Origin of the sequence: Methylobacterium sp. E-046 (genome assembly GCF_022829625.1) — a bacterium.
In the GTDB taxonomy this organism is placed as follows: Bacteria; Pseudomonadota; Alphaproteobacteria; order Rhizobiales; family Beijerinckiaceae; genus Methylobacterium; species Methylobacterium longum.
Map to the genome: position 1 here is coordinate 106,359 of NZ_JAKSYP010000161.1, position 26,410 is coordinate 132,768.

Annotated in this window: 25 protein-coding genes; 16 read left to right on the top strand and 9 right to left on the bottom strand. The window is 68.6% G+C overall.

From position 1 onward, the window contains the following. Window positions 1–144 precede the first annotated feature (144 nt). Window positions 145–732: a class I SAM-dependent methyltransferase gene (locus MKK82_RS15115; RefSeq protein WP_313902099.1), complete on the top strand. Its 588-nt coding sequence runs from the start codon at window positions 145–147 to the stop codon at window positions 730–732. A gap of 28 nt (window positions 733–760) precedes the next feature. Here MKK82_RS15115 and MKK82_RS15120 read toward each other — a convergent pair whose 3' ends face one another. Beyond that, on the bottom strand, window positions 761–1,699 hold the full coding sequence (locus tag MKK82_RS15120) for a glycosyltransferase (protein WP_238291478.1): 939 nt from the start codon (window positions 1,697–1,699) through the stop codon (window positions 761–763). Between the two features lie 416 nt (window positions 1,700–2,115). Between MKK82_RS15120 and MKK82_RS15125 the strand changes: the two genes are divergently transcribed. Beyond that, window positions 2,116–3,432, top strand: a complete 1,317-nt coding sequence (locus tag MKK82_RS15125; RefSeq protein ID WP_373323381.1) for a hemolysin family protein — start codon at window positions 2,116–2,118, stop codon at window positions 3,430–3,432. Between the two features lie 143 nt (window positions 3,433–3,575). Here MKK82_RS15125 and MKK82_RS15130 read toward each other — a convergent pair whose 3' ends face one another. The 4 genes from MKK82_RS15130 to MKK82_RS15145 form a co-directional block, all read right to left on the bottom strand. Beyond that, window positions 3,576–4,865, bottom strand: coding sequence for an NAD(P)/FAD-dependent oxidoreductase (locus MKK82_RS15130; protein ID WP_243986183.1), 1,290 nt, complete (start codon window positions 4,863–4,865; stop codon window positions 3,576–3,578). Between the two features lie 111 nt (window positions 4,866–4,976). After that, entirely contained in the window at window positions 4,977–5,708 is a 732-nt protein-coding gene (locus tag MKK82_RS15135) for an amino acid ABC transporter ATP-binding protein (protein WP_238291483.1), read from the bottom strand. Next, complete coding sequence (locus tag MKK82_RS15140; protein WP_238291517.1) at window positions 5,705–6,358, bottom strand: amino acid ABC transporter permease; 654 nt, start codon at window positions 6,356–6,358, stop codon at window positions 5,705–5,707. Before MKK82_RS15140 ends, MKK82_RS15135 begins: the two co-directional genes overlap by 4 nt. Window positions 6,359–6,363: 5 nt before the next feature. Then, the gene (locus MKK82_RS15145) at window positions 6,364–7,131 is read right to left on the bottom strand and encodes an ABC transporter substrate-binding protein (protein WP_238291485.1); all 768 of its coding nucleotides are present in this window, start codon (window positions 7,129–7,131) and stop codon (window positions 6,364–6,366) included. 164 nt (window positions 7,132–7,295) lie between these two features. Between MKK82_RS15145 and MKK82_RS15150 the strand changes: the two genes are divergently transcribed. The 12 genes from MKK82_RS15150 to MKK82_RS15205 all read left to right on the top strand — a co-directional run bounded on the left by MKK82_RS15150 (window position 7,296) and on the right by MKK82_RS15205 (window position 20,089). Beyond that, window positions 7,296–7,883, top strand: a complete 588-nt coding sequence (locus tag MKK82_RS15150) for a cupin domain-containing protein (protein WP_238291518.1) — start codon at window positions 7,296–7,298, stop codon at window positions 7,881–7,883. Between the two features lie 135 nt (window positions 7,884–8,018). After that, a complete protein-coding gene (locus MKK82_RS15155) occupies window positions 8,019–9,635 on the top strand; it encodes an FAD-dependent oxidoreductase (protein ID WP_238291486.1) in 1,617 nt (538 codons plus the stop codon). Between the two features lie 60 nt (window positions 9,636–9,695). Next, the gene (locus MKK82_RS15160; RefSeq protein ID WP_243986185.1) at window positions 9,696–9,905 is read left to right on the top strand and encodes a hypothetical protein; all 210 of its coding nucleotides are present in this window, start codon (window positions 9,696–9,698) and stop codon (window positions 9,903–9,905) included. A 141-nt stretch (window positions 9,906–10,046) separates the two neighbouring features. Continuing rightward, on the top strand, window positions 10,047–10,445 hold the full coding sequence (locus MKK82_RS15165) for a DUF350 domain-containing protein (protein ID WP_238291519.1): 399 nt from the start codon (window positions 10,047–10,049) through the stop codon (window positions 10,443–10,445). 11 nt (window positions 10,446–10,456) lie between these two features. Next, window positions 10,457–11,107, top strand: coding sequence for a DUF1190 domain-containing protein (locus MKK82_RS15170; RefSeq protein ID WP_238291488.1), 651 nt, complete (start codon window positions 10,457–10,459; stop codon window positions 11,105–11,107). Beyond that, window positions 11,107–12,273: a glutathionylspermidine synthase family protein gene (locus MKK82_RS15175; RefSeq protein ID WP_238291489.1), complete on the top strand. Its 1,167-nt coding sequence runs from the start codon at window positions 11,107–11,109 to the stop codon at window positions 12,271–12,273. The genes MKK82_RS15170 and MKK82_RS15175 overlap by 1 nt, the downstream gene beginning before the upstream one ends. Window positions 12,274–12,681: 408 nt before the next feature. Further along, entirely contained in the window at window positions 12,682–13,095 is a 414-nt protein-coding gene (locus tag MKK82_RS15180) for a hypothetical protein (protein WP_243986187.1), read from the top strand. Then, complete coding sequence (locus MKK82_RS15185) at window positions 13,046–13,861, top strand: FAD binding domain-containing protein (RefSeq protein WP_238291491.1); 816 nt, start codon at window positions 13,046–13,048, stop codon at window positions 13,859–13,861. Before MKK82_RS15180 ends, MKK82_RS15185 begins: the two co-directional genes overlap by 50 nt. After that, entirely contained in the window at window positions 13,858–16,563 is a 2,706-nt protein-coding gene (locus MKK82_RS15190) for a molybdopterin-dependent oxidoreductase (RefSeq protein ID WP_243986194.1), read from the top strand. Before MKK82_RS15185 ends, MKK82_RS15190 begins: the two co-directional genes overlap by 4 nt. Further along, a complete protein-coding gene (locus MKK82_RS15195) occupies window positions 16,560–17,516 on the top strand; it encodes an antibiotic biosynthesis monooxygenase (RefSeq protein ID WP_238291493.1) in 957 nt (318 codons plus the stop codon). The genes MKK82_RS15190 and MKK82_RS15195 overlap by 4 nt, the downstream gene beginning before the upstream one ends. Window positions 17,517–17,539: 23 nt before the next feature. Then, a complete protein-coding gene (locus MKK82_RS15200; RefSeq protein ID WP_238291494.1) occupies window positions 17,540–18,667 on the top strand; it encodes a hypothetical protein in 1,128 nt (375 codons plus the stop codon). 828 nt (window positions 18,668–19,495) lie between these two features. Beyond that, a complete protein-coding gene (locus MKK82_RS15205) occupies window positions 19,496–20,089 on the top strand; it encodes a class I SAM-dependent methyltransferase (protein WP_238291495.1) in 594 nt (197 codons plus the stop codon). Here MKK82_RS15205 and MKK82_RS15210 read toward each other — a convergent pair whose 3' ends face one another. From MKK82_RS15210 to MKK82_RS34430, 4 genes are all read right to left on the bottom strand, one after another. Further along, window positions 20,090–21,418 (bottom strand): APC family permease, encoded by a 1,329-nt coding sequence (locus tag MKK82_RS15210; RefSeq protein WP_238291496.1) that lies wholly within the window; start codon window positions 21,416–21,418, stop codon window positions 20,090–20,092. A 203-nt stretch (window positions 21,419–21,621) separates the two neighbouring features. Then, window positions 21,622–22,824, bottom strand: coding sequence for a major royal jelly family protein (locus MKK82_RS15215; protein WP_238291497.1), 1,203 nt, complete (start codon window positions 22,822–22,824; stop codon window positions 21,622–21,624). Between the two features lie 1,033 nt (window positions 22,825–23,857). Next, window positions 23,858–24,511: a patatin-like phospholipase family protein gene (locus tag MKK82_RS15220; protein WP_243986196.1), complete on the bottom strand. Its 654-nt coding sequence runs from the start codon at window positions 24,509–24,511 to the stop codon at window positions 23,858–23,860. After that, window positions 24,412–24,891 carry a patatin-like phospholipase family protein gene (locus tag MKK82_RS34430; RefSeq protein WP_409566807.1) on the bottom strand — a complete coding sequence of 160 codons (480 nt, stop codon included), beginning with the start codon at window positions 24,889–24,891 and terminating at the stop codon, window positions 24,412–24,414. The genes MKK82_RS15220 and MKK82_RS34430 overlap by 100 nt, the downstream gene beginning before the upstream one ends. A 477-nt stretch (window positions 24,892–25,368) precedes the next feature. On the opposite strand from MKK82_RS34430, the gene MKK82_RS15225 reads away from it, so the two are divergent. Next, a complete protein-coding gene (locus MKK82_RS15225; RefSeq protein WP_238291499.1) occupies window positions 25,369–25,626 on the top strand; it encodes a hypothetical protein in 258 nt (85 codons plus the stop codon). 263 nt (window positions 25,627–25,889) lie between these two features. Beyond that, window positions 25,890–26,410: carbonic anhydrase (locus MKK82_RS15230; RefSeq protein WP_243986198.1), on the top strand; the 521-nt coding region annotated here is incomplete at its 3' end.

A 26,410-nucleotide genomic window follows, 5' to 3' on the forward strand; every position in this document is an offset into this window, starting at 1 on the left:
GCCTCCACTCTCAATCACACCGGCACCGGACACCGATAACCGCATCGCGGACGGCCCGTGAGTTCCAAGTTAATCCTGCTGAGGAAGTAAATCGTGACGATAGGGCAGATCGTGAGACGAATACTCGGAAAAAACTTTCAGCCCGTGGGGAAGTTGTATAGATCAATATTTGTAGATATTCACAAAATTGCAGCATTTATCGGGGATCAGATACCGGCGGGGAGCCGATGCCTCGATATCGGCGGCGGGGACGGGATGATCGTGAGCGCGATGCTCGAGCAGCGTCCAGACCTTCACGTCACGATGACGGATATCGCGCCCAACATCGGTAGTTTCATCGATCCGAAATTCCTGGATCGCGTGATGCTCCATCCTGCGACGACAGCTAAAAGCGTAGCCGGGACTGGGCGGTCATTCAACGCCATCACGATAGCGGACGTTCTCCATCATGTGCCCGCCGACGCGCGATCGATGTTCTGGTCGGATCTGCGGGAAATCTGTCGAGATACCGGTTGCAGGACGATCATCGTAAAGGATGTTTGCCCGGGCACGCTCAGAGGCTTTCTCAGCCTGATGTGTGACAGGTACATCACCGGAGACCGGCACGTCACCCTGATAAGGCCGGATGACATGATCGCCGACATCAAGCATATATTTCAAACAGATGCTGTAGATATTTCTCACTCGGAACCCGACAAGGCCAATTACTGCCTCGTTGTGAATTTGAAATAGCGCAAGCAGGTCCGTTTCGTCTCGCGCCTCAGCCGATCAGACCGGCACGCAAGCGCGGAAGCACCCTGTCGATGAGGCGCGTGTCGTGCAGGAAGCTTGGCAGGTGAGGGCCGAGCGAGAGGATGGCGAGAAAGGTGCGCAGTAGCGCACTCGCACTGCCTCGGCTTGCCGCAGCCAGGCCGGTATTGACCCGGATCGAGGCCTCGGCCTTGCGCAGAATGCCGGCGCGCGCCGCAGCCGGCAGAAAGTCCGCGTGAGCCGCCAGGACGATGCGCATCTGCGCCTCGAAATCAGCGGCGTCGCGGCTGCCGCTGACCGTCATGGATTGCCCATGGACCCGAAATCCCGTCAGGACATCGGCATGGTAGACGGTGTCGCCGTGCCGGGCGATCTTGAGGTAGAGATCCCAGTCTCCGGTGTACCAGAGGTCGTCGCGGATGCCCCCGACTGCCATGAAGGCATCGCGGCGGATCACAGGTGCCGGCACCGCGATGAAGTTCTGGACCATGAGTTTGCGCAGCAGCAGGCCGGGTTCCAACGGCGCGTTGCCGGACGGCAGGGGGGAACGCCAGATTCCGATCGCGCGTCCGCTCGCGTCGATGACTTGCGACGGGTGCAGGTGCATCGCGGCTTGGGGGGTGTCGGCCAGCCATGCCTTCAGATGCGCGGCGCGGCCGGGAAGCCAGATATCGTCCTGATGCAACATTGCGACATGTTCGGCCCGCGCCTGCGCGAAGCCAAAGTTCGTCTTGGCGCGCCAATGTCCCAGGTCCGGTCGGCGGAGGATATGGAGGTCGAGACGGTCGCTATAGCTTGAACTGAGTCGTGCCGTGCCGTCGCCCGGGGAGCTGTCGACAACGAGGTATTCGATGCCGGAGCTTGATTGGGCAACGAGTGAGTCGAAGGTCTCGCCAAGCCAGCGCTCGCCATCATGAACCGGTATGACAACGGTGAGCCAGGGCTTCATACTACCTCGCACACGATCCTGAGCTTCCCGATGGCGGCTCGGCGGGATGAGTTTCGCGCAGATCCGTCGCCTCGGTGGAAGCCTCTCTGCTGACGATCATCGCGAGCCCGTGCCGCCGCCGCGGCGCCGATGTCTCATAGTCATTGCAGCCAATCGAACAGCGATGAACGCGGGATTAAGATCGTGCGACCGACGGGGTCGTCCGACCCGCGGGAGCGGTCCGCCCTGATGCAGGCTTCCGATCCAGAACGAGGACGGACAGATCGGCGACGGGCGGCGACACCCGGGGGACCGCGTCACCGAACCCTCTTAGCTGTGCCTTCGCCCTCGCTCGTGTCCGCCCTGCCGCGGACCGGCGAAACGGTTTTGTCCCTCGCTCTTAGCTGATAGACCGGATCGTCTGTTCGAGAGGGGGCATATCCATTTCCGACGATGCGTGGTCGACGGCGCTGGGACTGTTTGCGGTTCTGCTCCTGGTGTTCGCCAATGGGTTCTTCGTGGCGGCGGAATTTGCCCTGGTCTCGGTGCGTCGCAGCCGCGTCGCCGAGTTGGTATCGGAGCAGCGGGCGAACGCGACGGCGCTCCAACGGGCGACGGACCGGCTCGACGCCTATCTCGCCGCGACCCAGTTCGGCATCACCCTGTCCTCCCTGGCACTCGGCTGGATCGGCGAGCCGGCCCTCGCGCACCTGATCGAACCGGGCCTGGACTGGCTGCCGTTAGGCCTCGGGGCCGTCGCGTCCCACACGGTCGCAGTCGCGATCGCCTTCTCGATCATCACGTCCCTGCACATCGTGCTAGGCGAACTCGCCCCGAAGAGCCTGGCCCTGCAGCGGAGCGAGCGGACCGCCCTCGCGGTGGTCCGGCCGCTGAGCCTGTTCCTGCTCGTATTCCGGCCGGCGATCCTGGTTCTGAACGGGCTCGGCAACGGTGTGCTGCGACTGCTCGATCTGAAGGCCGGGCACGGCGAGGGCTCGCTTCACTCCACGGCCGAACTCAACCTGCTCATCCAGGCGAGCCAGGAGGCGGGCCTGATCCGTGAGGTCCAGCAGGAAGCCGTGGAGCGCATCTTCGCCATCGGCGAGCGCAAGGTCCGAGACATCATGACCCCGCGCCACGAAGTCGAATGGGTCGACGCCGACGACCCGCGTGAGGAGATACTCAAGGCCGTGCGCGCGTGTGATCACGCCCAGGTCGTGGTGAGCCGCGGCGACGTGGACGAACTGGTCGGCGTGGTGCGCAAGCAGGATCTGCTCGACCAAGTGCTCGACGGCAGGGACATCGATATCGCCGTCGCCACCCAGCCGCCCATCGTCGTGCACGAGAGCATGACCATCCTGGCCGTGCTGGAGACCTTCCAGAGCCAGCCGATGCGGATGGCAGTGGTCGTCGACGAGTACGGCAGCCTGGAGGGCATCGTCACCCAGACCGACCTGCTGGAGGCCATCGCGGGCGACATACCGGAAGTGGGAGAGGAGCCCGACGTGGTCGAGCGCCCTGACGGCTCATTGCTGATCGACGGCATGATGTCGGCCCGCGAGGCTTTCGAACGACTCGACCTGTCTGAGAACTCGGCCTCGGACGACTTCAATACGCTGGCCGGCTACGTGATCTTCCAGCTAGGACGGATACCGACCGCGGGGGACGCCTTCGAGGCCGGCGGGTGGCACTTCGAGGTCGTCGACATGGACGGACGCCGGATCGACAAGGTCCTCGCGATTCGGACAGCCTGATCGACGCACCGGTCCGGTGTGACGCGCGAGGTCCGCCGCACGCGTCCTGCGGAGCGGAGCCGTCGAACCGGAGCGCCCGCCTCCGGCACTCGCGTGGCCGTGCGCTTGGGCGGGGGCGGCCCGGGCTCGCTCATCCGGGCTGCCTATCGGATCCCGCCATCGCTGAGGCGGTACCACGCGATGATCGCCGAGACGTAGAGGCGATGGAGCGCGTGCATCGGCAGCGGTGCAACCGGTGTGAGCGGCAGCGGCAAGGCGTCGGCGTTGCCGGTCGCGAGATAATCGGCGATCGCCCGTCCCATCGACGATTGGAGTCCGACGCCGCGCCCCTGGCAACCGATATCGATCAGGAGCCCCGGGGCCGGTTCGTGGAGGTGCGGGAGGAAGTCCCGGGTGATCGCGACCCGTCCACACCAGCGATGGTCGAACGCAGTCCCGTCGAGCTGTGGGAAGAGCTTGCCGACGATGCGTTCGAGATGGGCCCAGTCCGCGGGTCCGCGGGGCTCCCGGAACGGGCCCCGGCCGCCCATCAGGAGGCGCCCGGTATGGTCGAGGCGGAAGTACAGCAGCAGCTTGCGGGTGTCCGAGCTGACCTGTCCCTCCGGCAGGATCGAGCGGCGCAGGTTGTCGGAGAGCGGCGCCGTGGCGATTTGGAACGAGTTCGCTGCGATCACCGTCTGGGCGAGGCCCGGCCACAGGGCGCCGGTATAGCCGTTGGTGCACAGGACGACGCGCTCGGTCGAGAGCCGCGCGCCCTGGGCCGTCGTGACGGTCCAGCCTGATCCCGTCCGGGCGAGGCCGGTGACGGGGCTGCCCCCGTGGATCGCGGCGCCGGCTTTCAGCGCCGCGCGGGCGAGGCCGCGGGCGTAGCTCAGCGGCTGGATCGCGCCGCCGCGATGGTCGAGCCAGCCGCCGAGGTACCGCTCGGTCCCGAGCAGCCGGTCGGTCTCGGCCTTGTCGAGGACCTGGGCCGGCGCGCCGAGCGCGATCCATTGTTCGGTCCGGCGCGCGACCTCCGCCAATCCGGCCTCGGTGTGCGCCCCCTGGATCCAGCCCGCGCGCCGGTGCGGCACGTCCATCCCGTGCCGGGCGATCAGGTCGAAGACCGTGTCGGCCGTGCCGCCCGCGAACCGCGCGAGACGTTCGCCACGCTCGCTCCCGAGCTTGGCGACGAGGTCGGCGGGATCGTATTTCAGGCCCGGGATGACCTGCCCGCCGTTGCGGCCCGAACCCCCGAAACCGACGTCCCGGGCCTCCAGCACCACCGGGCGGATCCCGCGCTCGGCCAAGTGTAGGGCGGTCGAGAGCCCGCAGAAGCCGCCGCCGACGATCACAACGTCGGCCCGCCCCGATTCGGTCAAGGGCGGCGTTTCCGGCGCGGGCGCTGCGGTCGTGGCCCAGAGGGCCGGTGCCAGGGGGAACGGTTCGGCCAAGGCGGTTCCTCCGGTGCGCGTCCGCGGAACCGGAGGCCGGTTTCGCGGATGGGAGCGCGTCACGATAGGGGGGTGGGGCCGTTCCCGACGGCGGCGCGATCGGGAGCGGCGCTAGAGCGGATGCAGCACCCGCTGCAGGAAATCCTGGGTCCGCGGGTGCTGGGGACGGTTGAGGATCTCGGTGGCCGGGCCCTGTTCGACGAGCACGCCACCGTCGAGAAACAGCACCCGGTCGGCGACCTCGCGGGCGAAGCCGATCTCGTGGGTCACCACGATCATCGTCATGCCCTCGTCGGCCAGCCCGCGCATCACCCGCAGCACGTCGCCGACGAGTTCGGGATCGAGCGCGGAGGTCGGCTCGTCGAACAGGATCGCGTCGGGCCGCATGGCGAGCGCCCGGGCGATGGCGACGCGCTGCTGCTGGCCGCCGGAGAGCTGATCCGGTCGAGCGTGTTCCCGGCCCGACAGGCCCACCCGCGCCAGCAGGGCGCGCGCCTGCTCTTCGGCCTGCGCGCGGGATTCGCCCTTCACGTGGATCGGCCCCTCGACGACGTTTTCGAGCGCCGTGCGGTTGGCGAACAGGTTGAAGCGCTGGAACACCATCGAGACCCGGGTCCGGATCGCCTTGATGCTCCGCTTGTCCCGCTCGACGCGCTGGCCGCCGACGCGGATCTCGCCGCCGTCATAGGCCTCCAACCCGTTGATGCAGCGCAGCAGCGTCGACTTGCCGGATCCCGAGGGTCCGATGATGCAGACGACCTCGCCCTTGGCCACCTCGGCGGATACGCCTTTGATCACCTCCAGCGATCCGTAATGCTTGCGCACGTCGGTCAGCACGATCATCGCTGGCGCGCCTTCCCCTCGAGATGCCGCACCAGCAGGATCAGCGGCAGGCTGAGCGCGAGGTACATCAACGCGACCATCGTGTAGACGCTGGTGTTCTTGAAGGTCGAGGAGGCGATGAGCTTGCCCTGAAGCGCCAGCTCGGCGACCGTGATGGTCGAGGCCTGCGAGGAATCCTTCAGCATCATGATCATGATGTTGCCGTAGGGCGGCAGGGCGATGCGCACGGCCTGGGGCAGGATCACGCGGCGCATGGTCATCCACCAGCCCATGCCGATGGAATGCGCCGCCTCGATCTGTCCGCGATCCACCGCCTCGATGCCGGCCCGGAAGTTCTCGGCCTGGTAGGCGGAATAGGCGATCCCGAGCCCGATGATCGCCGCCTGGACGGCCGTGAACGACAGTCCGAAATCCGGCAGCACGAAGTAGATGTAGAACAGCTGCACAATGATCGGGATGCCGCGCAGGACGTTGATCATCACAGCGCTGAGGCCGGAGAGCAGGCCGATGCCGGAGACCCGCAGCACCGCCCAGAACAGCCCGAGCAGGGTCGAGACGGCGAGGGAGGCCAGCGTGATCAGGATCGTGAGCTGGACGCCCTGGAGCAGGATCGGCAGGTATTCCTGCGCGTCGGCGAGGAACTCCCGCACGCCGCTCACGACCGGTCGGCCGAGGGCGGTAGGCCCCACTTGGTCAGGATGCTCTGGAGGGTCCCATCCGCCTTGAGCTTGGCGAGTGCGGCATCGATCTTGGCCAAGAGCTCCGTATCGCCTTTGCGCACGCTGATGCCCACGGAGGCGACGACGCTCGGCTTCAGGGTGTCGACCAGGCGGACCCCCGGGAATAGCCCTTGCTTGACGTAGTAGGCGAGGATCGGCGCATCGGCGAAGCCTGCCTTCAGGCGTCCGGAGTTCACATCGCGGATGATGTCGGGGATCGTGTCGTAGATCTTCACCTCGGCGAACAGGCCGGACTTCTTCAGCGGCTCGACGAAAGCGGTGCCGACCTGGGCGCCGACGGTCTCACCCTTCAGGTCCGCGAAGGCGGCGTAGTCCTTGGTGTCGGCCTTCGGGACGATCAGGCCCTCGCCGTACGCGTAGACCGGCGCGGAGAACGCCACGACCTCCTTGCGCGCGGGGGTGATGAACATCGCGGCCGAGATCAGGTCGATCTTCGAGGCGGTGAGCGCCGGGATCAGCGTCGAGAATTGCAGGGGCTCGACGGCCACCGCGAAGCCCGCCTCCTTGCCCACGGCACTCACGAGATCGACCATCACGCCCTGGATGGAGTTGGTCTTGGTGTCGAGGAAGGTGAAGGGCAGGCCGGTCGGCGTGGCGCCGACGCGGAGCGTCGGCTCCGCCCGGGCCGGTCCGCCGGCCAGCAGCGCCATCACCAGGCACAGGCTCGGAAACAGGCTTCTCATCGCGCGGCTCCTCAGGCATGGCGGCTCGGTCACCGGCCTGTTTTCATGCTGATGAAGATTACCGCATGCTTGGTGTCTCGACGCAAGCTCCTTTCACGTGCATGAAATCGGTGTCGAACCAGCAGGATGAAGCCGCGGTGAGCACGCCGAAGGTCGAAACGACGATGCCCGCCGATCCGGTCGACCGGGCGGTGGGGCGGCGTCTGCGCGCCCTGCGCCAGGAGCGCCGCCTGTCCCTGGAGACGGTCGCGGCGAGCACGGGGCTCTCGATCGGTTTCATCAGTCAGGTCGAGCGTGGCCTGTCATCGCCGTCGCTGCGGGTCCTCGCGCTGCTGGCCGACACGCTCCAGACCGGGATCGGCGGCCTATTCGAGCCTGCCGCCGCACAGCCGGACGCCGACCCGATCGTCGTGTTCGAGAAGGATCGGCCCGAACTCCAGCTCTGGCGCGCCGGCATCACCAAGCAGTTGCTGACGCCGCCGGGCGGGGCACAGGGCCTCAGCCTGTTCCACATGGTGCTCAAGCCGGGAGCGAGCACCGGCGCGGAGCCGTTCGCGCACGACGGCGAGGAGGCCGGCTTGGTGCTCGAAGGGCGCCTGACCCTGGTGGTCGAGACGCGCACGCTGGATCTCAAGGCGGGTGACAGCTTTCGCTTCGCCAGCCGCCGGCCCCATCGCTTCGGCAATCCCGCCGCGCGGGGGCGGACCGTCGTGCTCTGGGTCAACGTGCTGGGCGCGCCGCAGGCCGTGTGAGGCCCCGCCCGGCGCCCTGCGTCCGACATCCGCGAAGATCGATCCTGAAGCCGTCCGGCCCGGCGTAGCCCTTGTCCCACGGCGATCGGCCGTCGATGCTGCGCCGCATCGGCCGTGACGCGAGGCGGACAAGACATGGAAACGATCGGTCGTGATTTGCGCGAGATGCAGCGCGTCCCCCTCGCGGCATCGCATATCGCTGCGCTTCAGGCGGTGGGCACCGAGCGGCACTTCCCGGCCGGGACGTTTCTCGTTCATGCCGGCGAGCCGGCCGATCGCTTCGTCTATGTCCGGGACGGCGAGATCGAGGTGGTGAACCCGTTCACCGGTGAGCGCCACCTGCCGTCCACGCTCGGGCCGACGCAGTTCATGGGGGAAATCTCGTTCCTTAACGGCGGCACTTGGTCGATGCCCATGCGGGCGGTCGTCGAAACGACCGTGATCGAGGTGCCGCGGACGGAGATGCTTCGTCTGATGTCCGAGATCCCCGAGATGTCGGACATCGTCATCACGGTCCTGGCCGCCCGGCGGCGGCGGCAACTCGACTCCCGCGACGGCACTTTGGTGCTCCTCGGCGAGGACGACGATCGGGCCGTTCGACGGATTGCGGAGTTCGCGAGCCGCAACCGCTTTCCCTACAGATCCTACCCGCTCGGCAGCCCGGAAGCCGGGGCCGTGGCGACGAGCTGCGGGATCGCGTCCGACCGGCCGGCGGTGATCTTCGGGCGCAACATCCTCGTGGCGGACCCGACCCCCGACAAGGTCGCCGACCTGCTCGGCCTCAACTACGCGCTCGTCGACGACGAGGCCTTCGACGTGCTCATCGTCGGCGGGGGACCGGCCGGCGTGGCAGCGGGGGTCTACGCGGGCGCGGAGGGGCTTCGCGCCCTCGTGGTCGAGGATATCGCGATCGGTGGCCAGGCCGGAACGTCGAGCCGCATCGAGAACTACATGGGTTTCCCGACGGGGATCTCCGGGGCCGATCTCGTCTGGCGCGGGGAGGTCCAGGCCATGAAGTTCGGGACGCGGTTCGCGATGCCGCGGCGGGTGACCAAGCTGGAGCGGCTCGACGACGGCGCGTTCTGCGCGACGTTCGACAACGACCAGCGCGTTCGCGGTCAGGCCGTCGTCGTGGCGACCGGTGTCCAGTACCGGCGCCTGCCGATCGAGCGGCTCGAGGCGTTCGAGGGCGCGGGCATCTACTACGCGGCGACCGAGATCGAGGCTCGCTACTGCAGGAATACGGAGGCGATCATCATCGGTGGCGGCAATTCCGCCGGGCAGGCGGCGATGTATCTGAGTCGCTCGGCCCGGTGCGTTCGTCTCCTCGTGCGCGGGCCGTCGCTCGCGACCTCGATGTCGCGCTATCTCTCGAGTCGCCTGGAGGCGGACCCGGCGATCACGATCGAATATGGCGCCGAACTGAGCGCGCTCCACGGAGGCGAAAGTCTCGACGCCGTGACGATCCGCAACGCCGTCGACGGGACGGCCCGAACGATCCCGACCCGCGCCGTGTTCGTCATGGTGGGAGCCGCTCCCAATACCGGGTGGCTCTCGGGTCTCGTGGATCTCGATCACAACGGCTTCGTGCTGACCGGCGAGAGGATCGGCGCCGATTCTCCCTATGCAACGTCGCACCCGGGAATCTTCGCAGTTGGGGACGTACGCGCCGGATCGGTCAAGCGAGTGGCCTCGTCCGTGGGTGAAGGCTCGGTCGTTATCTCCAAAGTCTGGGATCATGTCCGACGCTGAGGGTCCCGCGCGTCAGGTCGGCTCCGTGAGCGGGGATCGGGCGCGAGGATCCGGTCGACGATGAGGCTCATGCGATCGGCGGATCAACGCGCGTCAGGTATCGTCGGGCGCGGCAATCTGCACGATCCCCACCCGACGGCAGGCGGCACCGTGAGCAAGGGGCAAGATCAGGAAGCCCTTGGATCGGTTCTGATAAGAATGTTCGATGCCCGCGCGCTCGCTACAGCGATGACGATCCTCAATCGCTTTGCCGGCAAGCTTGTGGAATAATGCGGCCACATGCTACCGATACAATTCTGCTCCGGTCTCTGCACCCGTTCAGGTTCATGGAAGCGCGAATCAATTGGAACTCATGGCTGAGCTGATCGAGGCGCCAGGATGCGCAGGCGGCCCCGCGCGGGACCCGAGGCGGTGAATTCAATTTCGGGGCTGTCCGACTTTCTGCTCTATCTCGCGACGGCGCTCAGCCTGATCGGCCTCTATCTCGCCACCTACACCTTCGCGACCGCGCATAATGAGCTCGCGCTCATCCGGCAGGACGTGACGGCCGCCGCGGTGGCGCTGGGACTCAGCCTCGCCGGCTTCGCATTGCCGCTCGCAGCGGCGATCTTCAACGCGCAGTCCCTCCTCGACTGCGTGGTCTGGGGGCTGATCGCCCTCATCGTCCAGATCCTCGTCTACTGGCTGGTGCGCCTCGCGATACCGGACCTGTCGCGGCGCATCGCCGACGGGCGCATGGCCCCGGCCGTGCTGCTCGGTGCGGTCTCCTTCGCGGTCGGGATCGTGAACGCCGCCGCGATGACCTACTGAGACGCGCCGCGATGCCGCCGATCCTCCCATCGGACGAAGCCGGGACGGCCCGGCGTTCCAAGCGCTCGGCGACCATCTCCCTCGTGCTGCTCGCCGGCGCCGGCGCGGCCGCGTTCTCCTTCGCGCGCCGCGATCCCTCGCAGCGCGAGGAGGACGCCCTGGTCTACGCCACCGACGGCGCCTGTATCGCGGACGGCGTGCGCCCGGCTGACGCCTGCGTCGCGGAATACCGCGCCGCGCTCGACAATTACGCCGCCAGCGCGCCGCGATACCCGGATCAGGCGGAGTGCGAGCACCATCACGGCCCGGGCGGATGCACCGCCAGGACGGGGGCGACCCCCGGCGACACGCTCAGCTTCGTGCCGCTGATGGCGGGCTACATGATCGGTCGCACCGCGGCACAGGGCCTTCCGGTCCAGCCGCTCTACCGGCACGCTCCGGAGGAGCAGCGCCAAGCCTCCGCCGGCACCTCTGGCGGCTATTGCACCGGTTCTGGCGGCCGCGTGTTCACGACGGGCGGCGGGTCCGTCGCCCGCGTCTCCTCCGCGGTGGCCCGCACCACGACGGGCGCGCCGCGCACGATCGCCCGCGGCGGCTTCGGCGGAACGGGACGGGCCGTCTCCGCCTCCGGCGGTCATACGGGCGGGTCCGGGGGCGGCTGATGCGCCGCGTGACCATCCCGGAACGGCCCGACTGGCGGGCGCGTGCGGCCGAAGCGGGCTTCGCCTTCCATACCTTCCCGGACGGCCCGTACTGGGACGAGGGTGCCTATTACGCCTTCAGCCTCGCGGAGATCGAGGACGATATCGAGGCGCCGACCCGCGAACTCCACGCGCTCTGCCTTGCCTTCGCCGAGCGCGCCGTGCGCGACGGCGCCATCCTGACCTCGCTGGCCATCCCCGAGCACGCCTGGGACGCGATCGCCGACAGCTTCCGGAGGCGCGATCCCACCCTCTACGGGCGAATGGATCTCTGCTACGGCGGGGCCGGAACCGGGCCGGCCAAACTCCTCGAATACAACGCCGACACGCCGACGGCCCTCTATGAGAGCGCGGTGTTCCAGTGGCTCTGGCTCGAGGACGGCCTCGCGCGCGGCTCCCTGCCGCCGGGCGCCGACCAGTTCAACGCGCTGCACGAGCGGCTGATCGCACGCCTCGCAGAGATGGGCCTGCCCGGCACGCTCGCCTTCGCGTGCTTCCCCGACGCGCCGGAGGATCGCGGCACGGTGGCCTACCTTCAGGACTGCGCCGTCCAGGCCGGGCTGCGCGCGCCCTTCGTGCCTGTGGAGGCGATCGGCCTGGGCGGCGACGGCCGCTTCCTCGGCGCCGACGGCCGGTCCCTCGACGCCGTGTTCAAGCTCTACCCCTGGGAGTGGATGTTCGCCGACGCCTTCGGGCCCGCCATCGGTGCCTCGCCGACGCGCTTCCTCGAGCCTCCCTGGAAGGCGATCCTATCCAACAAGGGAATGCTGGCGCATCTCTGGGCCATGGCACCCGGCCACCCGAACCTGCTGCCGACCTATTTCGAGGACGATCCCGCCAAGGCCGCTCTCGGCACCTCCTTCGCGAAGAAGCCGCTCTATGCGCGAGAGGGCGCGAACGTGCTCCTCGTCCGCGACGGCGCGGTCCTCGAACGCGACGAGGGCCCGTATGGCGCCGAGGGCCATGTGCGCCAGGCGCTCGCGGAACTGCCGGCCTTCGCGGGTCGCCATGCCCTGGTCGGGAGCTGGGTCGTCGGCGCGGAACCCGCAGGCCTCTGCGTGCGCGAGGAGGCGCGTCGCATCACCACCGACCGGGCGCGGTTCGTGCCGCATCTGATCACCGGATGAGTGCGATCGGCGCCGTCCCTCGGCCAAGCAGGCGAGGCTGCGGCGGTTCGACAGAGACCCGGCACTGACTTTGGCTGATGCAGTCCGTCATCCCCGAGCTCCGCGCACAGGGGCTCGTCGGACCGACGGAACGGCGTCCGCCTCGACCAGGATCGGCGCGATCGCTGTGGGGCTGATCGGAGCCGCGGGAGAACGTCGCCTTGGGGCCGCTTCGTGCAGGGCGCAGGCCGCGACGCGATCCGGGCCCGGCGTGAAGCGCGGCGCGTCATCCTGACCGTCGCGGTCCGGTCGCGGACCGGTGCCGCATCCGCGGTGGCGCGGACTTTTTGTTGTCCCTGCGTCTCACGGCCGTCTCGGGCACCGGCAGACGCGAGGATCCGACATTCTGGGATCATTTTAAAATCGCTCATGAGCGCGTTCTTCTGCCGACGCCTCGAAGTAATAATGATCTGTGGGGCATCCAAATCCGAGTATACAAATCTTCAAACGGCCAGTGCGCCGAGGATCTTGACGTGGCGAACCCGCCCACGTTTACTCACCATCGACTTGGAAGAGTTTGCGGATATCGACGATATCGCAGTCGATACTGTCTTCGAATACGCGATCAAGCGTGACGAAACGTTAAGGAAGTTTGGGGATCGCGCGATCCTCGATCGCAGGGGCCGCGCAGCCGAGTTCCGCGCGGGCTTCGTCGTCACCGACGCCCACCCGAGGGGCGATCGCGAACGGGCATGGTGGGGACTACGATCATGGCACGTCTTGAAGGTCAGCGATGAATCTGTCGACGATCGTCGAAGTCAAGCGACCCACGTCGCTGGATGAAATACAGGGCTGGCACGACGGCTGCTCCTGGCTGGCCGGGGGGACGTGGCTGTTCTCCGAGCCGCAGGCGGCGCTGGACACGCTGATCGACCTCGATCGCCTGGGCTGGGCGCCGCTGACGGTGACGGAGGCCGGCCTCGAGATCGCCGCGACGTGCCGCATCGCGGACCTGCGGGCCTTCGAGGGGCCACCGGCATGGCACGCTGTGCCGCTGTTCCGGCAGTGCATCGATTCCTTCCTGATGTCCTTCAAGATCTGGAACGCCGCCACCATCGGCGGGAACGTCTGCATGTCGCTGCCCGCGGGCGCGATGATCTCTCTGACGGCGGCGCTCGAGGGTGCCTGCACGCTGTGGCCGCGCGACGGCGCACCCCGCGCGGTCCCCGTCGTCGACTTCGTGACCGGCAACCGTGCCAACGTTCTCCGGCCCGGGGAGCTGCTGCGAAGCATCCAGCTACCCGCCTCCGCCCTGACGAAGCGCACGGCGATGCGGCAGGTGTCGCTGACCAAGCTCGGGCGGTCGGCCGCCCTGATCATCGCCACCGTGCGCGCGGACGGCTCGGACTTCCTGCTGACGGTATCGGCGGCGACGCCCCGGCCCGTGCAGCTGCGCTTCCCCGCCTGTCCGTCGGCCGACGATCTGCGCGACGCCCTCGACGCGCGGCTGCCGGCGGACGCCTACTTCGACGACGTGCACGGATCGGCCCCCTACAAGCGCCACGTCACGCGATACCTCGCCGAACAGATCCGTACGGAGCTCGCGTGACCCAGTTCTCGATCAATGGCCGCGGCTACGCCGCCGAGCCTGCGCCGGGCCAGTGCCTGCGGACCTTCCTGCGCGACCTCGCCGTGTTCGGCGTCAAGAAGGGCTGCGACGCGGGCGATTGCGGCGCCTGCACCGTCCATATCGACGGCAAGCCGTTCCATTCCTGCCTGGTCCCCGCCTTCCGGGCCGAGGGGCGCGAGGTCACGACGATCGAGGGCCTGTCCGGCTGCGGCAACGACCTGCACCCCACGCAGCAGGCGTTTCGGGACGCGCAGGCCTTCCAGTGCGGCTTCTGCACGGCCGGCATGATCATGACGGCGGTGACCCTGACCGACGCGCAGAAGGCCGACCTGCCGCACGCGCTCAAGGGTAACCTCTGCCGCTGCACCGGTTACCGCTCGATCGACGACGCCCTTCACGGCCGCTGCAACATCGAGGCGGACCTGCCCGGCAGGGCGCTCGGCGCCAGCCTGCCCAACCCCTTCACCGATGCGATCCTCACGGGGACTGCCCGCTACACGATGGACGTGGCCGTCGCGGACTTGCTGCACCTCAAGGTCCTGCGCTCGCCCCACGCCCACGCCCGCATCGTGACGGTCGACAAGGCGGCGGCGCTGGCGGTGCCGGGGGTGGTGGCGGTCTACACCTGGGAAGACGTGCCGAAGCGCCGGTTCACCTCGGCCCTGCACGAGGATCATCTCGTCGATCCCGACGACATCCTGCTCCTCGACGACGTCGCGCGCTTCGCCGGCCAGCGGGTCGCGGCCGTGGTGGCCGAGACGGAGGCCGCTGCCGAGGCGGGATGCCGGGCGCTGCAGGTGACCTACGCGGTCCTGCCGGCGGTGTTCGACCCGGTTGCCGCGATCGCGCCCGGTGCGCCGCTCCTCCACGACAAGGACCACGTCGAGTCCAACAGCAACATCTACTGCACGCTTCAGGGCGAGATCGGCGACGTGGCGCAGGGCTTCGCGCAGGCCGACGTAGTGCACGAGGAGACCTACTCCACCACCCGCCTCCAGCACGCGCACCTGGAGACGCACGGATCGATCGCGTGGAAAGGCGAGGACGGCCGCTGGCACGTCCGGACGAGTTCGCAGGCGCCGTTCGTGGTGCGGACGAAGCTCGCCTACGTGATGGGCCTGTCGCCCCGGGACATCCACGTGTTCACCGAGCGGGTCGGCGGCGGCTTCGGCGGCAAGCAGGAGATGGTCTCGGAGGACCTCGTCCTGTTCGCCACCATGAAGCTCGGCCGCCCGGTGAAGTGGGAATGGACCCGGGAAGAGGAATTCATCGGCGCCACGACCCGGCACCCGATGACGACCCGGGTGAAGATCGGCGCCCGCCGGGACGGCACGCTGACGGCGCTCGACGTCGAGGTCTTCTCCAACACCGGGGCCTATGGCGGCCACGGCGGCGAGACCCTGGCGGCCGCGATGGGCAGCCCGATCGCCGCCTACCGGTGTCCGAACAAGAAGGGCATCGGCCACGCCGTCTACACCAACATGGTGCCCGCGGGGGGCTTCCGCGGCTACGGCGCCTCGCAGACGACCTTCGCCATCGAGGGCGCGCTCGACGCGCTCGCCGGCCAGCTCGGCATCGACCCGTTCACGATGCGGCGGAAGAACGTGGTGCAGCCGGGCGACAACGTCGAGTCGATCTGGAAGGAGCCGAGCGACGCCAGCTTCGGCAGCCACGGCATCGGCGAGTGCCTCGACATCGTCGAGCGCGCCCTCGCGACGGGCAACGGCGTGGCCAAGCCCGAGGGGGCGGACTGGGCCGAAGGACGGGGCATCGCCCTGGCCATGCTGGAATGCGGGCCGCCGACGGAGCATCGCTCGGGCGCCGAGATGCGCCTGCTGCCGGATGGGACCTATCATCTCGCCTGCGGATCCACCGAGATGGGCAACGGCATCACCACGGCGCACAAGCAGATCGCCGCCGCGATCCTCGGAACCCGGGTCGAGGCCGTCGCCATCATCAACGCCGACACGGACCGGACGCCCTACGACACCGGCACCTTCGCCAGCACCGGCACGGTGGTGGGCGGCAAGGCGGTGCACCTCGCCGCGCAGGCCATGGTCGAGGACGTGCTCGACTTCGCCGGCCGGCACACCGGGGTGCCGCGGGATCAGTGCCGGCTGGACGAGGACGGCGTCATCTGCGGCAACCGGCGGATCGCGCTGTCCGACCTCCACGCAGAGGGCGCGAAGGTCGATCACCGCTTCATGGTGACCCGCCGGGCCTATCTCTCCCCGCGCACGATCGCCTTCAACGTGCAGGGCGTCCGCCTCGCGGTGCATCGCGTGACCGGCGAGATCCGGGTCCTGCACAGCGTCCACGCCGCCGACATCGGGAAGCCGATCAACCCGATGCAGTGCCGCGGCCAGCTCGATGGCGCCGTGGCCATGGGCTACGGCTGGGCGCTGGTCGAGACCATGGTGCACGATCGGGAGGGCCGGATGGTCAATCCGCAATTGCGCAACTGCCGGATCCCGACCTTCGCCGACACCCCGCACACCGAGATCTACTTCGCCGACACGGTCGACAGCATCGGGCCGCTCGGGGCGAAGTCGCAGGGCGAGTGCGGGATCAACCCCGTGGCGCCGGCGATCGCCAACGCCCTGGCCGACGCCACGGGGGTGCGCTTCACGCACCTGCCGTTCACGCCCGACCGCCTGTTCACAACGCTGTCTGCGGCATGAGCGCGGTCGTCCCCAGCGTCAGCATCGTGACGCAGACCTCGGTGCGGCCGGACTGCGCGGAGGCCTTCGCGCAATGGCAGGGCGGGACCAGCGCGGTGATCGCGTCCTTCCCGGGCTTCATCGAGCAGCGCCTGATGCCCCCGCACCCGCCGCTGCAGGTCGACTGGGTTATCCTCCAGCGGTTCAGCAGCCAGGACCACGCCAAGGCCTGGCTCGGCTCCCCTGAGCGGCAGGCCCGCATCGAGGGCGCCACCCCGATGCTCGTCGGCCGCGACGACGTTCACATCGTCAAGGACGACGCCAGCGCGGCCCGCACCGCGCCGGTGAGTGCCGTGATCAGCACCCGCGTGAAGCCCGGCATGGAGGCCGCCTACCGCCAGTGGGAGCAGAAGATCGCGGCGGCTCAGTCGAAGGCGCCCGGTCTGCAGGGCTACCGCTTCGAGCCGGCCGTGCCGGGGGTGCAGGAGGACTTCGTGGCGATCCTGCGCTTCGACAGCGAGGCGAACCTTCAGGCCTGGATGGACTCGCCCGCGCGGCAGGCCTTGGTCAGGGAAGCGGCACCGCTCACCGCGGAGTTCCACACCCGGACGGTGCAGAGCGGCTTCGAGCAGTGGTTCCGCGACGTCACGCCGGCGGGGGGCGCAGCGCCCGCGGCGTGGAAGATGAACATGATCGTCGTGCTGACGCTCTATCCGACCGTTTTCCTGTGGGGGCTCCTGATCGGCACGCCGATCCTGTCCCGGACCCTGAAGCTGGATTTCCCGGTGGCCCTGTTCATCGGCAACGTGTTCAGCGTGCTCGTCACCGCCCAGCTTGTGCCGTGGACCGCCCAGCGGCTGAGCTGGTGGCTGTCCCCCAAGCCGGAGCGGCGGGCCCGCGTCGATCTTCAGGGGGCTGCGCTGCTGGCCGCAGCCTGCGCGATCATGATCCTGATCTTTTGGAAACTGTTGTGACGGGTGCGGCGATACCGGGGGCGGTGCCCCGTCCCGGCCTGCGCCGCGCGGCGATCCTCCTGGCACCGGTCTGCGCGGGGGGCTGGCTGATCGGCGCCGCCCGGGCCGAGACGGGGAGCGATGCGGGCCCGCCTCCGGCCGCCCGAGCCGCGGAAGCGGGGTTGAGCACGGTGCACAAGGTGTCGGCCCGCCAGGACCGCCAGGAGGCCGGCGTCACGACCGCGGCCGCGACCGTGATGGCGGCCCCGCCGCCCTCGGTCTTCAGCTTTTCCGACACGGTGGTGAGCTACCGCTTCCAGGGGCCCGCGGCAGAGCCGGGCCTCTTCGTGCGCCGCCCCGACGGCGCGGCAGGGGGCGGGTTCGCTCCGCGCGAAGTGCCGAAGAACGTGGTCAACCTGTTCCACGCCAATTCGTGGGCCTACGGCACCAATCTCGTCTCCCTCGACATCCTCCGTTCCGGATCCCAGGATCCGGCCGGCGACAATCGACGCCTGTCCAAGGATTACGGGGCGACCGAGGCCTACCTCATCTACCGGGGCGTCCTGAGCCTGAACAGGATCTTCGACACCGAGACGTTTGCCATCCCGGGCTTCGTCAAGGATATCGGCCTGTCGTTCGGGGCCGACATCAACACCAAGGACACGGCCTTCGATTCCGAGAAACGGGCCGGGACCTTCGGCCTCAGCTTCGCCTTCGACGTACCGGCCGGATTCGTGAACCTGAAGGTTCAGGGCTACAAGGAATTCTCCCGCAACGGTCTCGCCGGAAGCATCCTTCAGAGAGGACTGGTCCCGACCTTTGATTACTCGCACTTCCGAAGCGTTGAGTACAAGATGACGCCGGAGTTCGAGATCACCTACACCATTCCGCTGCCCTTCACCGGGCTGCCCCTGTCCCTCGCCGGCTTCAACACCATCATCCTGCCCAAGGGACGCTACGGCTTCCTCAACGAGAACGACACCCAGCTGGAGTTCGTCTCGCAGACCAACCTAGTCCTGGATGTCGGGCAGCTCATCGCCAACTCGCCCAACCGCGTCGAGGTCTTCGCGGGTTTCCAGTACTGGCACAACAAGTTCGGCGCCGACCCGCGACGCACCATCAATACGGAGGAGAAGGCGCTGATCGCGGGGATCGCGTACCACCTGAAGTAGCGCGAGACCGCCGATGGGGGGTGGGCGGCCCGCCGTGGCCCGTCCCGACCGCGTGGCGATCGAGGCCCGCTCCAACTCCCCGGTTCGGCATGTCCGGGTGCTGCCGGACCCGCGGGGAACGACGGAGGCCGCAGCACGGAGCCTGCCTCACGCCGTTGCGGAACCCGGCCTCACTCCGCAACGCGACGGGGGGCGTCCTCGCGGAGAGGGACCGGTTCGTCCGCTGCGCGCCGGGGCGGTCCGGGAACGGCGCCGACGACGTCGCCGTTGCGGATCGCCTCGCGGAGGTTCCGCTGCGCCGCGCGACCTTCCGTGCCCCCCGGCTGGGTGACGGCCGAATCACCCGACGGGGCCAGAACTGTCTGGGCCTGCGCCGAGTCCGCAGCGCAGAGCAGCGCGATCATGGCGAGTGCCGATCGGTGTCGCATCGGGAACGTCCTCCGGATCAGATCCGCTCTGAGGCGAGCGCATGGACCCAACCTAGGTAGGGCGCCGATGGGGCCGGCGTCATCCCCGCCGGCCCGATCTACGCAGGCCCGGACCGGTGCCGCACGGGCCGGTCTTCGCCGGATCCTCGGCGCCGTGGCCCGGAACTGTCCCGATCACCTTCGGTTCCCTCGGCCTACAGTGACCGGCGCCCCGAGGTGTATCGTGCGTCACCGCGGGACAGTCTCACGCCGCCTCATGCTCCGATCCGGCAGCCTTGCCGCTACCGCCACCCTGCTCGGGATCAAAGGATCCGCAGGCTTGGCGATGGAGTCCGGAAGCCCGGCGAGGGCCCCGTCGGGGCGGCGGCCGACCACCCTCGATACCGATTACTTTAAGGGCATGTACGCCACCGAATCCGACCCCTGGAAGTTCGCCACCAGCCCTTACGAGCGTGACAAGTATGCGGCGACGCTCGCGGCCCTGCCGCGCGCCCACTACACGTCCGCCCTGGACGCCGGGTGCTCCATCGGCGTCTTCACCCGTCAGCTCTGCCGGCGCTGCGACGCGCTGATCGGGCTCGACGTGGTTCCCTCCGTGCTCGACGCGGCCCGGGCACGCTGCGCCGATTGCCCGAATGCGCGCTTCGAACTCGCCGCCGTTCCCGGCGCCTGGCCGGACGGGAAGTTCGACCTCGTGGTGATCTCGGAGGTGGCCTACTATCTCGACCGCGCCGACCTCGCCCGCCTCGTCGCCCGGGTCGAGGGCGCTATCCTGCCGGAGGCGGACATCATTCTGGTCCACTGGCTCGGAGTCACCCATTATCCCCTCTCCGGCGACGATGCGGCCGAGGGCTTCATCGCGGGCGCACGCGGCTTCGCACGAGTTTTCCAACAGGCGCGAACCGCCCAATACCGCCTCGACGTGTTGCGCGCGTCCAAGTCCGACGCGTCCAGGCCCGAACCGTCCAGGCCCGACGCGTCCTCCGGCCGGTGATCACCTCCGCCCGTAGGCGCGGCAGACGGCGTACAGCGCGAGGCCCAGGAGCATCACCGCGAGCCCGCCGAGGGACTGGAAGGGTCGCGCCACGACCAGATAGACCAGCATGAACAGGGTCACGCCGAGGAAGATCATCGGCGTGACGGGGTAACCCCAGGCGCGATAGGGCCGCGGCAGGTCCGGCCGCAGGATCCGCAGCCTGATCAGGCCGAGCACCGTGAGGAAAGAGCACAGGGTGAGGCCGAACTGGATGAACTGCAGCACGGCCTCGTAGCTCTGGGTGAGGAGCAGGAGGCTGGCGACGCCGCACTGGAGGAGGATCGCGGCCGCGGGCACGCCGCCGCTCGTGCGCCGCGCGAACAACCGCAGGAGCCGCTCATCCTCGGCCATCGCGACCGTGACGCTCGGGCCGATCCACATCATCGCGCCGATCGTCGGGATCAAGCCGACGCAGATCACCGCACCCACGACGCGGGCGCCATCCGCGCCGAAGACGTGCCGGCCACTGATCATGGCGACGTCGATCTGTCCGGCGAGCTCGTGCAACGGGGTGGTGCGGAGGAACACGGCGTTCAGGGCGACGTAGAGCACGATGACGAGGCCCGTCCCGAGGAACAGGGCCCGGGGCAGGCTGTAATGCGGATCGGCCAGATCGCCGGCGATGTAGGTCGCGGCGTTCCACCCTGAGTAAGCGTACATCACGAAGACGAGGCTGACGGCGAAGCCGGCGCTGAACACCTGCGCCGGGTCGAAGGCGCTCGGCGCGAAGCTGACGGGCTGCCCGTCCCCGGCCGCGAAACCAGCCGCGATGAACGCCGCGACGAGCAGGAGCTTCAGCAGCGTCGACCCGACCTGGAACGCCTCACCGAAGCGCCCGCCCGTCAAGCGGATGGCCGTGACGATCCAGATGACCGCGAGGCCGAGCGGCAGCGGCGGTGCCGCCGGATGGAAGGCCCTGGCATAGTGCCCGAACGCCATCGCGGCCAGCGCCACCGGCGCCGCGAAGCCGATGGTGGCCGAGAGCCAGCCCGCCATGAAGCCGACGGCCGGATTGTAGGCGCGTGTGAGGTAGATGTACTCGCCGCTCGATCGGGGAAACATCGTGGCCAACTCGGCGTAGCTGAACGCCCCGCACAGGGCGACGAGCCCGCCGATCCCCCAGAGCAGCAGCAGCCCGAACCCGGACTGGATGTCCGTCACCTGGAAACCGAGGCTGGTGAACACCCCGACACCGATCATGTCGGCCACCACGAGGGCGGTCGCCGCCGGGGTCGCGACGGCCGATGCCGGCCGTTCGATCGATGGGCGGGTCGCGCCTTCAGTCATCGCCGGCCACCGGGTTGATCGATGGCGGGACTAGCCGCCTGGATGCCGACGCTACCGGAAAGCGACGGCCTCCGTTCCGAGCACACGCGATGACGCTGCGCGACCGAGTCCGGCTTGCCGTACGGGCGTGCGAAGCGGGCGCTCCGTTTCGGGGCCGCGCGCTCGAGCGGGCCGGGCGCCGATGACGGGCGCCCGGAGCCGCCTCAGCGGCCGGGTGCCGAACCCGTCGCGGCCGGGTTGCCGCCGGGCCCCGGCTTGATGGCCCAGAGTTCCGTCGGCAGGCTGATCGGTGCGCCGGGCTTGTAGTCGGCCGAGTCCTGGATGTGCGAGGTCGTCACGTAGATCGTGCCGTCCGGGCCCTCGCTGAGCGTGTCCGGCCATCGCAGCTTCGGATCCTGCACCAGGGTTGTGAGGCCGGTTTCCCGGCCGGACAGGTCGCGCACCTTCACGGAATCGTCCTGCGGCGAGGTCACGTACATCCGCCCGTCCGCGCGGGAGATCAGCAGGCCGTCGGCGGGACCGTTCTCGCCGACCGTGACGATCTTCCCGCTCAGGGTCTTGTCGCTGAGCATCTCGGGCACGAACGACGACGCGGCCCAGCCGGTGAGCGCATCCGTCGGCAGGCTGTAGAGCGTCTTGCCCTTGATCGCCTGCCAGTACAGCGTCCGGCCGTCCGGCGAGAGCGCGATCCCGTCCGCCGAGAACTCCACGCCGCGGCCATCCGGACGACGCAGGGGCTTGCCGTCGTACTGCACGGTCACGCTCGCGTCGGGCATGGTCGTGGGATGGCCGGACAGGACGCGCTTGGCCGTCCCGCCGTCGAGGTCCACCACGATCAGTGCGCCCTCGGCGCCGGAATCGGTGAGGTAGGCGGTCTTGCCGTCGGGCGAGATGCGCACGTCGTTGATGTACGAGGCCTGCAGCACCGTGCTGGTGTCGAACGGGATCGTCTTCACGACCTGATTGGTCTTCAGGTCGATGCCGACGAGCTTGGGACCGTCCTTGACCACGTGCGCCATCGCCGGGGCTGCAGCATCGACCACCCAGAGCCGGTTCTGCCCGTCGGCCACCACGCTCTGAACGCAGACGAAATGCGTCTTCGGATCGAGCGCGTCCGCCTTCGCGTTGCGCCAGCCGTTCCACGCGTCGTTCGGATAGGGCACCGGCTTGCCGTCCTTCAGCTCGGCCACCGAGACCGGCGCGTCCTCGCTCCAGCGCGGGAAGTTGACGAAGATGCGCCCGTCCCGCGCCACGGTGATGCCGGTGACCTGATGCGCGAAGCCCGCGACCTTGGTGAGGCTGCCCGGAGCGGCCGTCTCCTGGGCCACGACCGGCGAAACCACCGCCATCACGCCGGTCATCAGGACCACGGCCAGCCCGAAGCGGGCGTTGGTTGCTCTCGTCATGTTGCGACTCTGATCTGGAAGGCGCCGGCGAATCGGCTCGGGTGAGCCGGCCACCGATCGCGGATGCTGCGACTGTTCCGTGAGCCTAACGCGCGAAAGGCCCCTCGTTCTCGTGCGTCATCGAAGCGGTGCTCCCGCCCCGAGGCTCGGCCTCGTGCGACGCGGTCGTCCCGATCTCGTCCCGGCGGTGGGCGGAGTCCGGGAACCGCGGGGGCTTCGTGGGAGCTGCCGCGTGCCGGCGAGACGCATTTGCACGGCGGGCGGCGTGCCGCGAGAAGGATGCACGGCCCGCCGGGATGACCGATCGGATCCGGCATGCGCTCGGTATCGAAACGCCTGACCTGCGCGGCCCTCGGCTTCGTCGCCACATCGGTCGTGCACGCGCAGTCCCTGAACCATCCGGGGCCGCAGGCCCCCACGCCCGAACCCGATCCCCATGCTTGACCGTTGACCACCGTGGGCAGGTTGAACGTCCTCACGGGTCCCGAAGGTCGGAACCACTGCACGACGACGCTTGTCGGCCCGCGTCACGCGCTCACGGCCGCCGAGTGTCGCTGGGACGGGGCACGGCGGCGCCGGGCCGACGCCGCCGACGTTCACTTCTCTCCGGGTACGAGCAGGGCCGCTACACCGCGCACGCGATCGCCAGGGCCTGCGCGAAGCCGGATGCCGACCGGTTCGCCACGACCCGTGAGGATCTCAGCCGCGACTGGGCCGTCGTGGAGCTTGCCGGCTCGATAGCCCGCAAACCGCTGGGCCTGAGCCGGGCCATCGGCCCAGGCACCGGCGCCACCGTCCTGACGGGCATCGTCCACGCGGGCTACGATCCTACGCGAACCAGATCGTCAGCGTCGTCCGCGGCTGCCGGGCCCGTTACGGGCCGTCTTCCCTGCCGCTGCTCGACCAAGACTGCCGGGTCGCGCCCGGTGCGTCCGGCTCGGCGTTGATCCTGCGCGAGGGCGAGCCCGGCATCGTCGGCCTTCGCGTACCCGGTTCGTCGACCGGCACCTCCATCGCCGTGCCGGTCAGCAGTTCAAGCCGCCCCGCCGGCCCGCAGGCTGGACTCCTCGCCGATCGCAGCCCCCGTTCCGGCCAGCCAGCGCTCGGCCGTCGCCCGCCCCAGATCGCGCAGGCCGCCGAGGGTCGACCAGCGCGTGTCGAGCTTGCTCACGCCGCCGCCGGCCAGCGAGCAGGGCGCCTGCAGGAGATGGATGTTGATGGCGGCGATGGCCCGCATCCGCTCGGATCGCGGCTCCGCCGCCAGGGCGTAGGCCTGCAACTCGGTCAAGGTTTTCAGGTCCCGCATCAGGCAGGCGTTGAAGCTGATGTCGCTGACGCGCGATGCCATCTCCGAGGGCAGCATCCCGACCTCGTAGGTCTCGAAGGGCGTGAGTTGGACAACGATCAGGTCGGTGGCGCCGTGATCGCCGAACACCAGTGGATCCAGGGCCGGGTTGGCCGAATAGCCACCATCCCAGTAGCGCCGGCCGTCGATCTCGACCGCGTCGAACAACTCGGGGAGGCAGGCTGAGGCCATCAACGCGTCGAGGGTCACTTCGGCCCCGGAGAAGAGGCGCGGGGCGCCGGTCAGGATGTCGGTGGCCGAAACGTACAGCGGCAGATGGTCTTGGCGCGCCAGAAGGTCGAGATCCAGGCTCGCGCTCGCCACGGCCCGCAGCGGCTGCATGCTCCGCAAGGCCGGCAGGAACGGGGACACATAGGCGGCGAAGTCACGGCCGCCAACGATCGGTTCAGGAACGGCTCGAACAGCGGTCCGGATGCGCCGAGGAGATCCAGCCCCCGCAGCGGCGAGCGGTCGGCTACGGCTCGCCACAACCGCGCCAAAGCCGCCTGCGCCGCCGCATCGCCACCGGTGGCGAGACCGGTGACCAGGGCGGCGCCGTTGAGCGCGCCGGCACTCGCGCCACTCACGGCCACGATCTCGACGTGCTCCTCCAAGAGGCGATCGATGATGCCCCAGCCATAGGCGCCGTAGGCACCACCGCCCTGCAGGCCCAACGCCACCCGAGGTTTTGCCCGCAACGCGCAATCCTTTCCACTCAGCATGGCAGGTCCACCCCGCCGATGCTGGTGTAGAGCGGAGCCCGCAGCTGCCCAGGTCTGGTCGATTCGAACTCTGCTTGGGATACCGCCCGCTCTTAAGCTCCGTCGATCTTCCAGCGAACCGGTCCCTTGCCGTCACGTCGGGCCGGTCGCTCCGCGGGGTGGCGGCGGTCATAGCGCGGCGCGTGAGACGTCCCCGGACACACGCGATGGGCCCGTGCCGTCGCGGCGTTGCATTTTCTCGGTTACCACGAAACGTCACGGTTAGGCGTTTATCCCCGCGCCTCTTCCAAGTGGATCTGAAGAAAAATTGAATGCAAAATAACATATTGACGCGGCGTGATCGAGGATACGGTTCGACTCGACATCGCATGTGCGTTACAGCACCGTGAACTCGGAACGTCATAACTTCGCCGAAGTTGTTGGGCCAGCAAACGCCCGGATAGGCGGAGTGTTGAACAAGTGAGACTCCAAGCCACGATGAAGACCCGTATCGCCGCCGTCGTCACCGCACTTACCCTTGGCGCAGCTCCGATCCCGTCTGCTCTGGCTCACGATATCGGCGCCCGCCATACCGGCGTCACACCCTATGACGTCTACACCCCCGGCCTCCGCACCGTGGTCGACCTGCCCTTCTACGATGCCTGTCCGGTGAGTTCGGGCACCGCGGGGAACGCAGACCCGCAGACCCGCTCACTCAAGCGATACGGCCAGACCGCCGGCGGCAACCGCTGCTGAGCGCGCAGCCTTCGTGCATGTTCCCACCTTCTCGACGGCACGGTCCGCCCCTTGGTGATGCGTCGCCGGCAGAACGATGCGACGACGGGGAGCTGTGACGTCCGGCAGACCGTCGCGCGAAGTCTGCAACCGCACAGCGCGCGGTTGCGGCTGCGCACGCCCGGCCTCTTCACGCGAGATCGCTCGAGGCCTCCGAGACATTCCGCGAAGCGACATGCGGGAACGCATGCTCAGAACCACCCTCAGACCTGATCGGAGACACCATGTTCCCCGCTGCCCTGACGCAAGGCTATCGCTCGTTTCTCTCCGCCCGGTTTCCCGAGGAGAGCCGCCGCTTCAAGGATCTCGCCACCAGCCAAGCACCCGAGATCCTGGTGATCAGCTGCTGTGACAGCCGGGTTGCGCCGGAGGCGATCTTCGATGCCGGGCCGGGCGAGCTGTTCGTGATCCGCAACGTGGCCAACATCGTGCCGATCTACGAGACCGGGGGCGACTATCACGGGACCTCGGCGGCGATCGAGTTCGCCGTGCAGGCGCTGGAGGTGAAGCACATCGTGGTGCTCGGCCACGCCACCTGCGGGGGCATCAAGGCCTACGCCAACAAGGCGCAGCCGCTCTCGCCGGGCAACTTCATCGGCAAGTGGGTGTCGCTGGTGGCGCCGGCCGAGGCGAAGGCGGGCGATTCCAGCGCGCCCGACTACCTGACCCGGATGGAGCACGCCATGGTCAGCCAGAGCATGGAGAACCTCCTGACCTTCCCGTTCGTGAACGAGCGGGTCGCGGA

Excerpts from the sequence above, each read along its gene's own strand:
- MKK82_RS15120 (WP_238291478.1), bottom strand. The coding sequence starts at position 1,699 with ATGAAGCCCTGGCTCACCGTTGTCATACCGGTTCATGATGGCGAGCGC.
- MKK82_RS15135 (WP_238291483.1), bottom strand. The coding sequence starts at position 5,708 with ATGATCGTGCTGACCGACGTGCGCAAGCATTACGGATCGCTGGAGGTG.
- MKK82_RS15145 (WP_238291485.1), bottom strand. The coding sequence starts at position 7,131 with ATGAGAAGCCTGTTTCCGAGCCTGTGCCTGGTGATGGCGCTGCTGGCC.
- MKK82_RS15150 (WP_238291518.1), top strand. The coding sequence starts at position 7,296 with ATGCCCGCCGATCCGGTCGACCGGGCGGTGGGGCGGCGTCTGCGCGCC.
- MKK82_RS15155 (WP_238291486.1), top strand. The coding sequence starts at position 8,019 with ATGGAAACGATCGGTCGTGATTTGCGCGAGATGCAGCGCGTCCCCCTC.
- MKK82_RS15160 (WP_243986185.1), top strand. The coding sequence starts at position 9,696 with ATGAGGCTCATGCGATCGGCGGATCAACGCGCGTCAGGTATCGTCGGG.
- MKK82_RS15170 (WP_238291488.1), top strand. The coding sequence starts at position 10,457 with ATGCCGCCGATCCTCCCATCGGACGAAGCCGGGACGGCCCGGCGTTCC.
- MKK82_RS15175 (WP_238291489.1), top strand. The coding sequence starts at position 11,107 with ATGCGCCGCGTGACCATCCCGGAACGGCCCGACTGGCGGGCGCGTGCG.
- MKK82_RS15180 (WP_243986187.1), top strand. The coding sequence starts at position 12,682 with ATGAGCGCGTTCTTCTGCCGACGCCTCGAAGTAATAATGATCTGTGGG.
- MKK82_RS15185 (WP_238291491.1), top strand. The coding sequence starts at position 13,046 with ATGAATCTGTCGACGATCGTCGAAGTCAAGCGACCCACGTCGCTGGAT.
- MKK82_RS15195 (WP_238291493.1), top strand. The coding sequence starts at position 16,560 with ATGAGCGCGGTCGTCCCCAGCGTCAGCATCGTGACGCAGACCTCGGTG.
- MKK82_RS15205 (WP_238291495.1), top strand. The coding sequence starts at position 19,496 with ATGTACGCCACCGAATCCGACCCCTGGAAGTTCGCCACCAGCCCTTAC.
- MKK82_RS15210 (WP_238291496.1), bottom strand. The coding sequence starts at position 21,418 with ATGACTGAAGGCGCGACCCGCCCATCGATCGAACGGCCGGCATCGGCC.
- MKK82_RS15215 (WP_238291497.1), bottom strand. The coding sequence starts at position 22,824 with ATGACGAGAGCAACCAACGCCCGCTTCGGGCTGGCCGTGGTCCTGATG.
- MKK82_RS15220 (WP_243986196.1), bottom strand. The coding sequence starts at position 24,511 with ATGCAGCCGCTGCGGGCCGTGGCGAGCGCGAGCCTGGATCTCGACCTT.
- MKK82_RS34430 (WP_409566807.1), bottom strand. The coding sequence starts at position 24,891 with ATGCTGAGTGGAAAGGATTGCGCGTTGCGGGCAAAACCTCGGGTGGCG.
- MKK82_RS15225 (WP_238291499.1), top strand. The coding sequence starts at position 25,369 with ATGAAGACCCGTATCGCCGCCGTCGTCACCGCACTTACCCTTGGCGCA.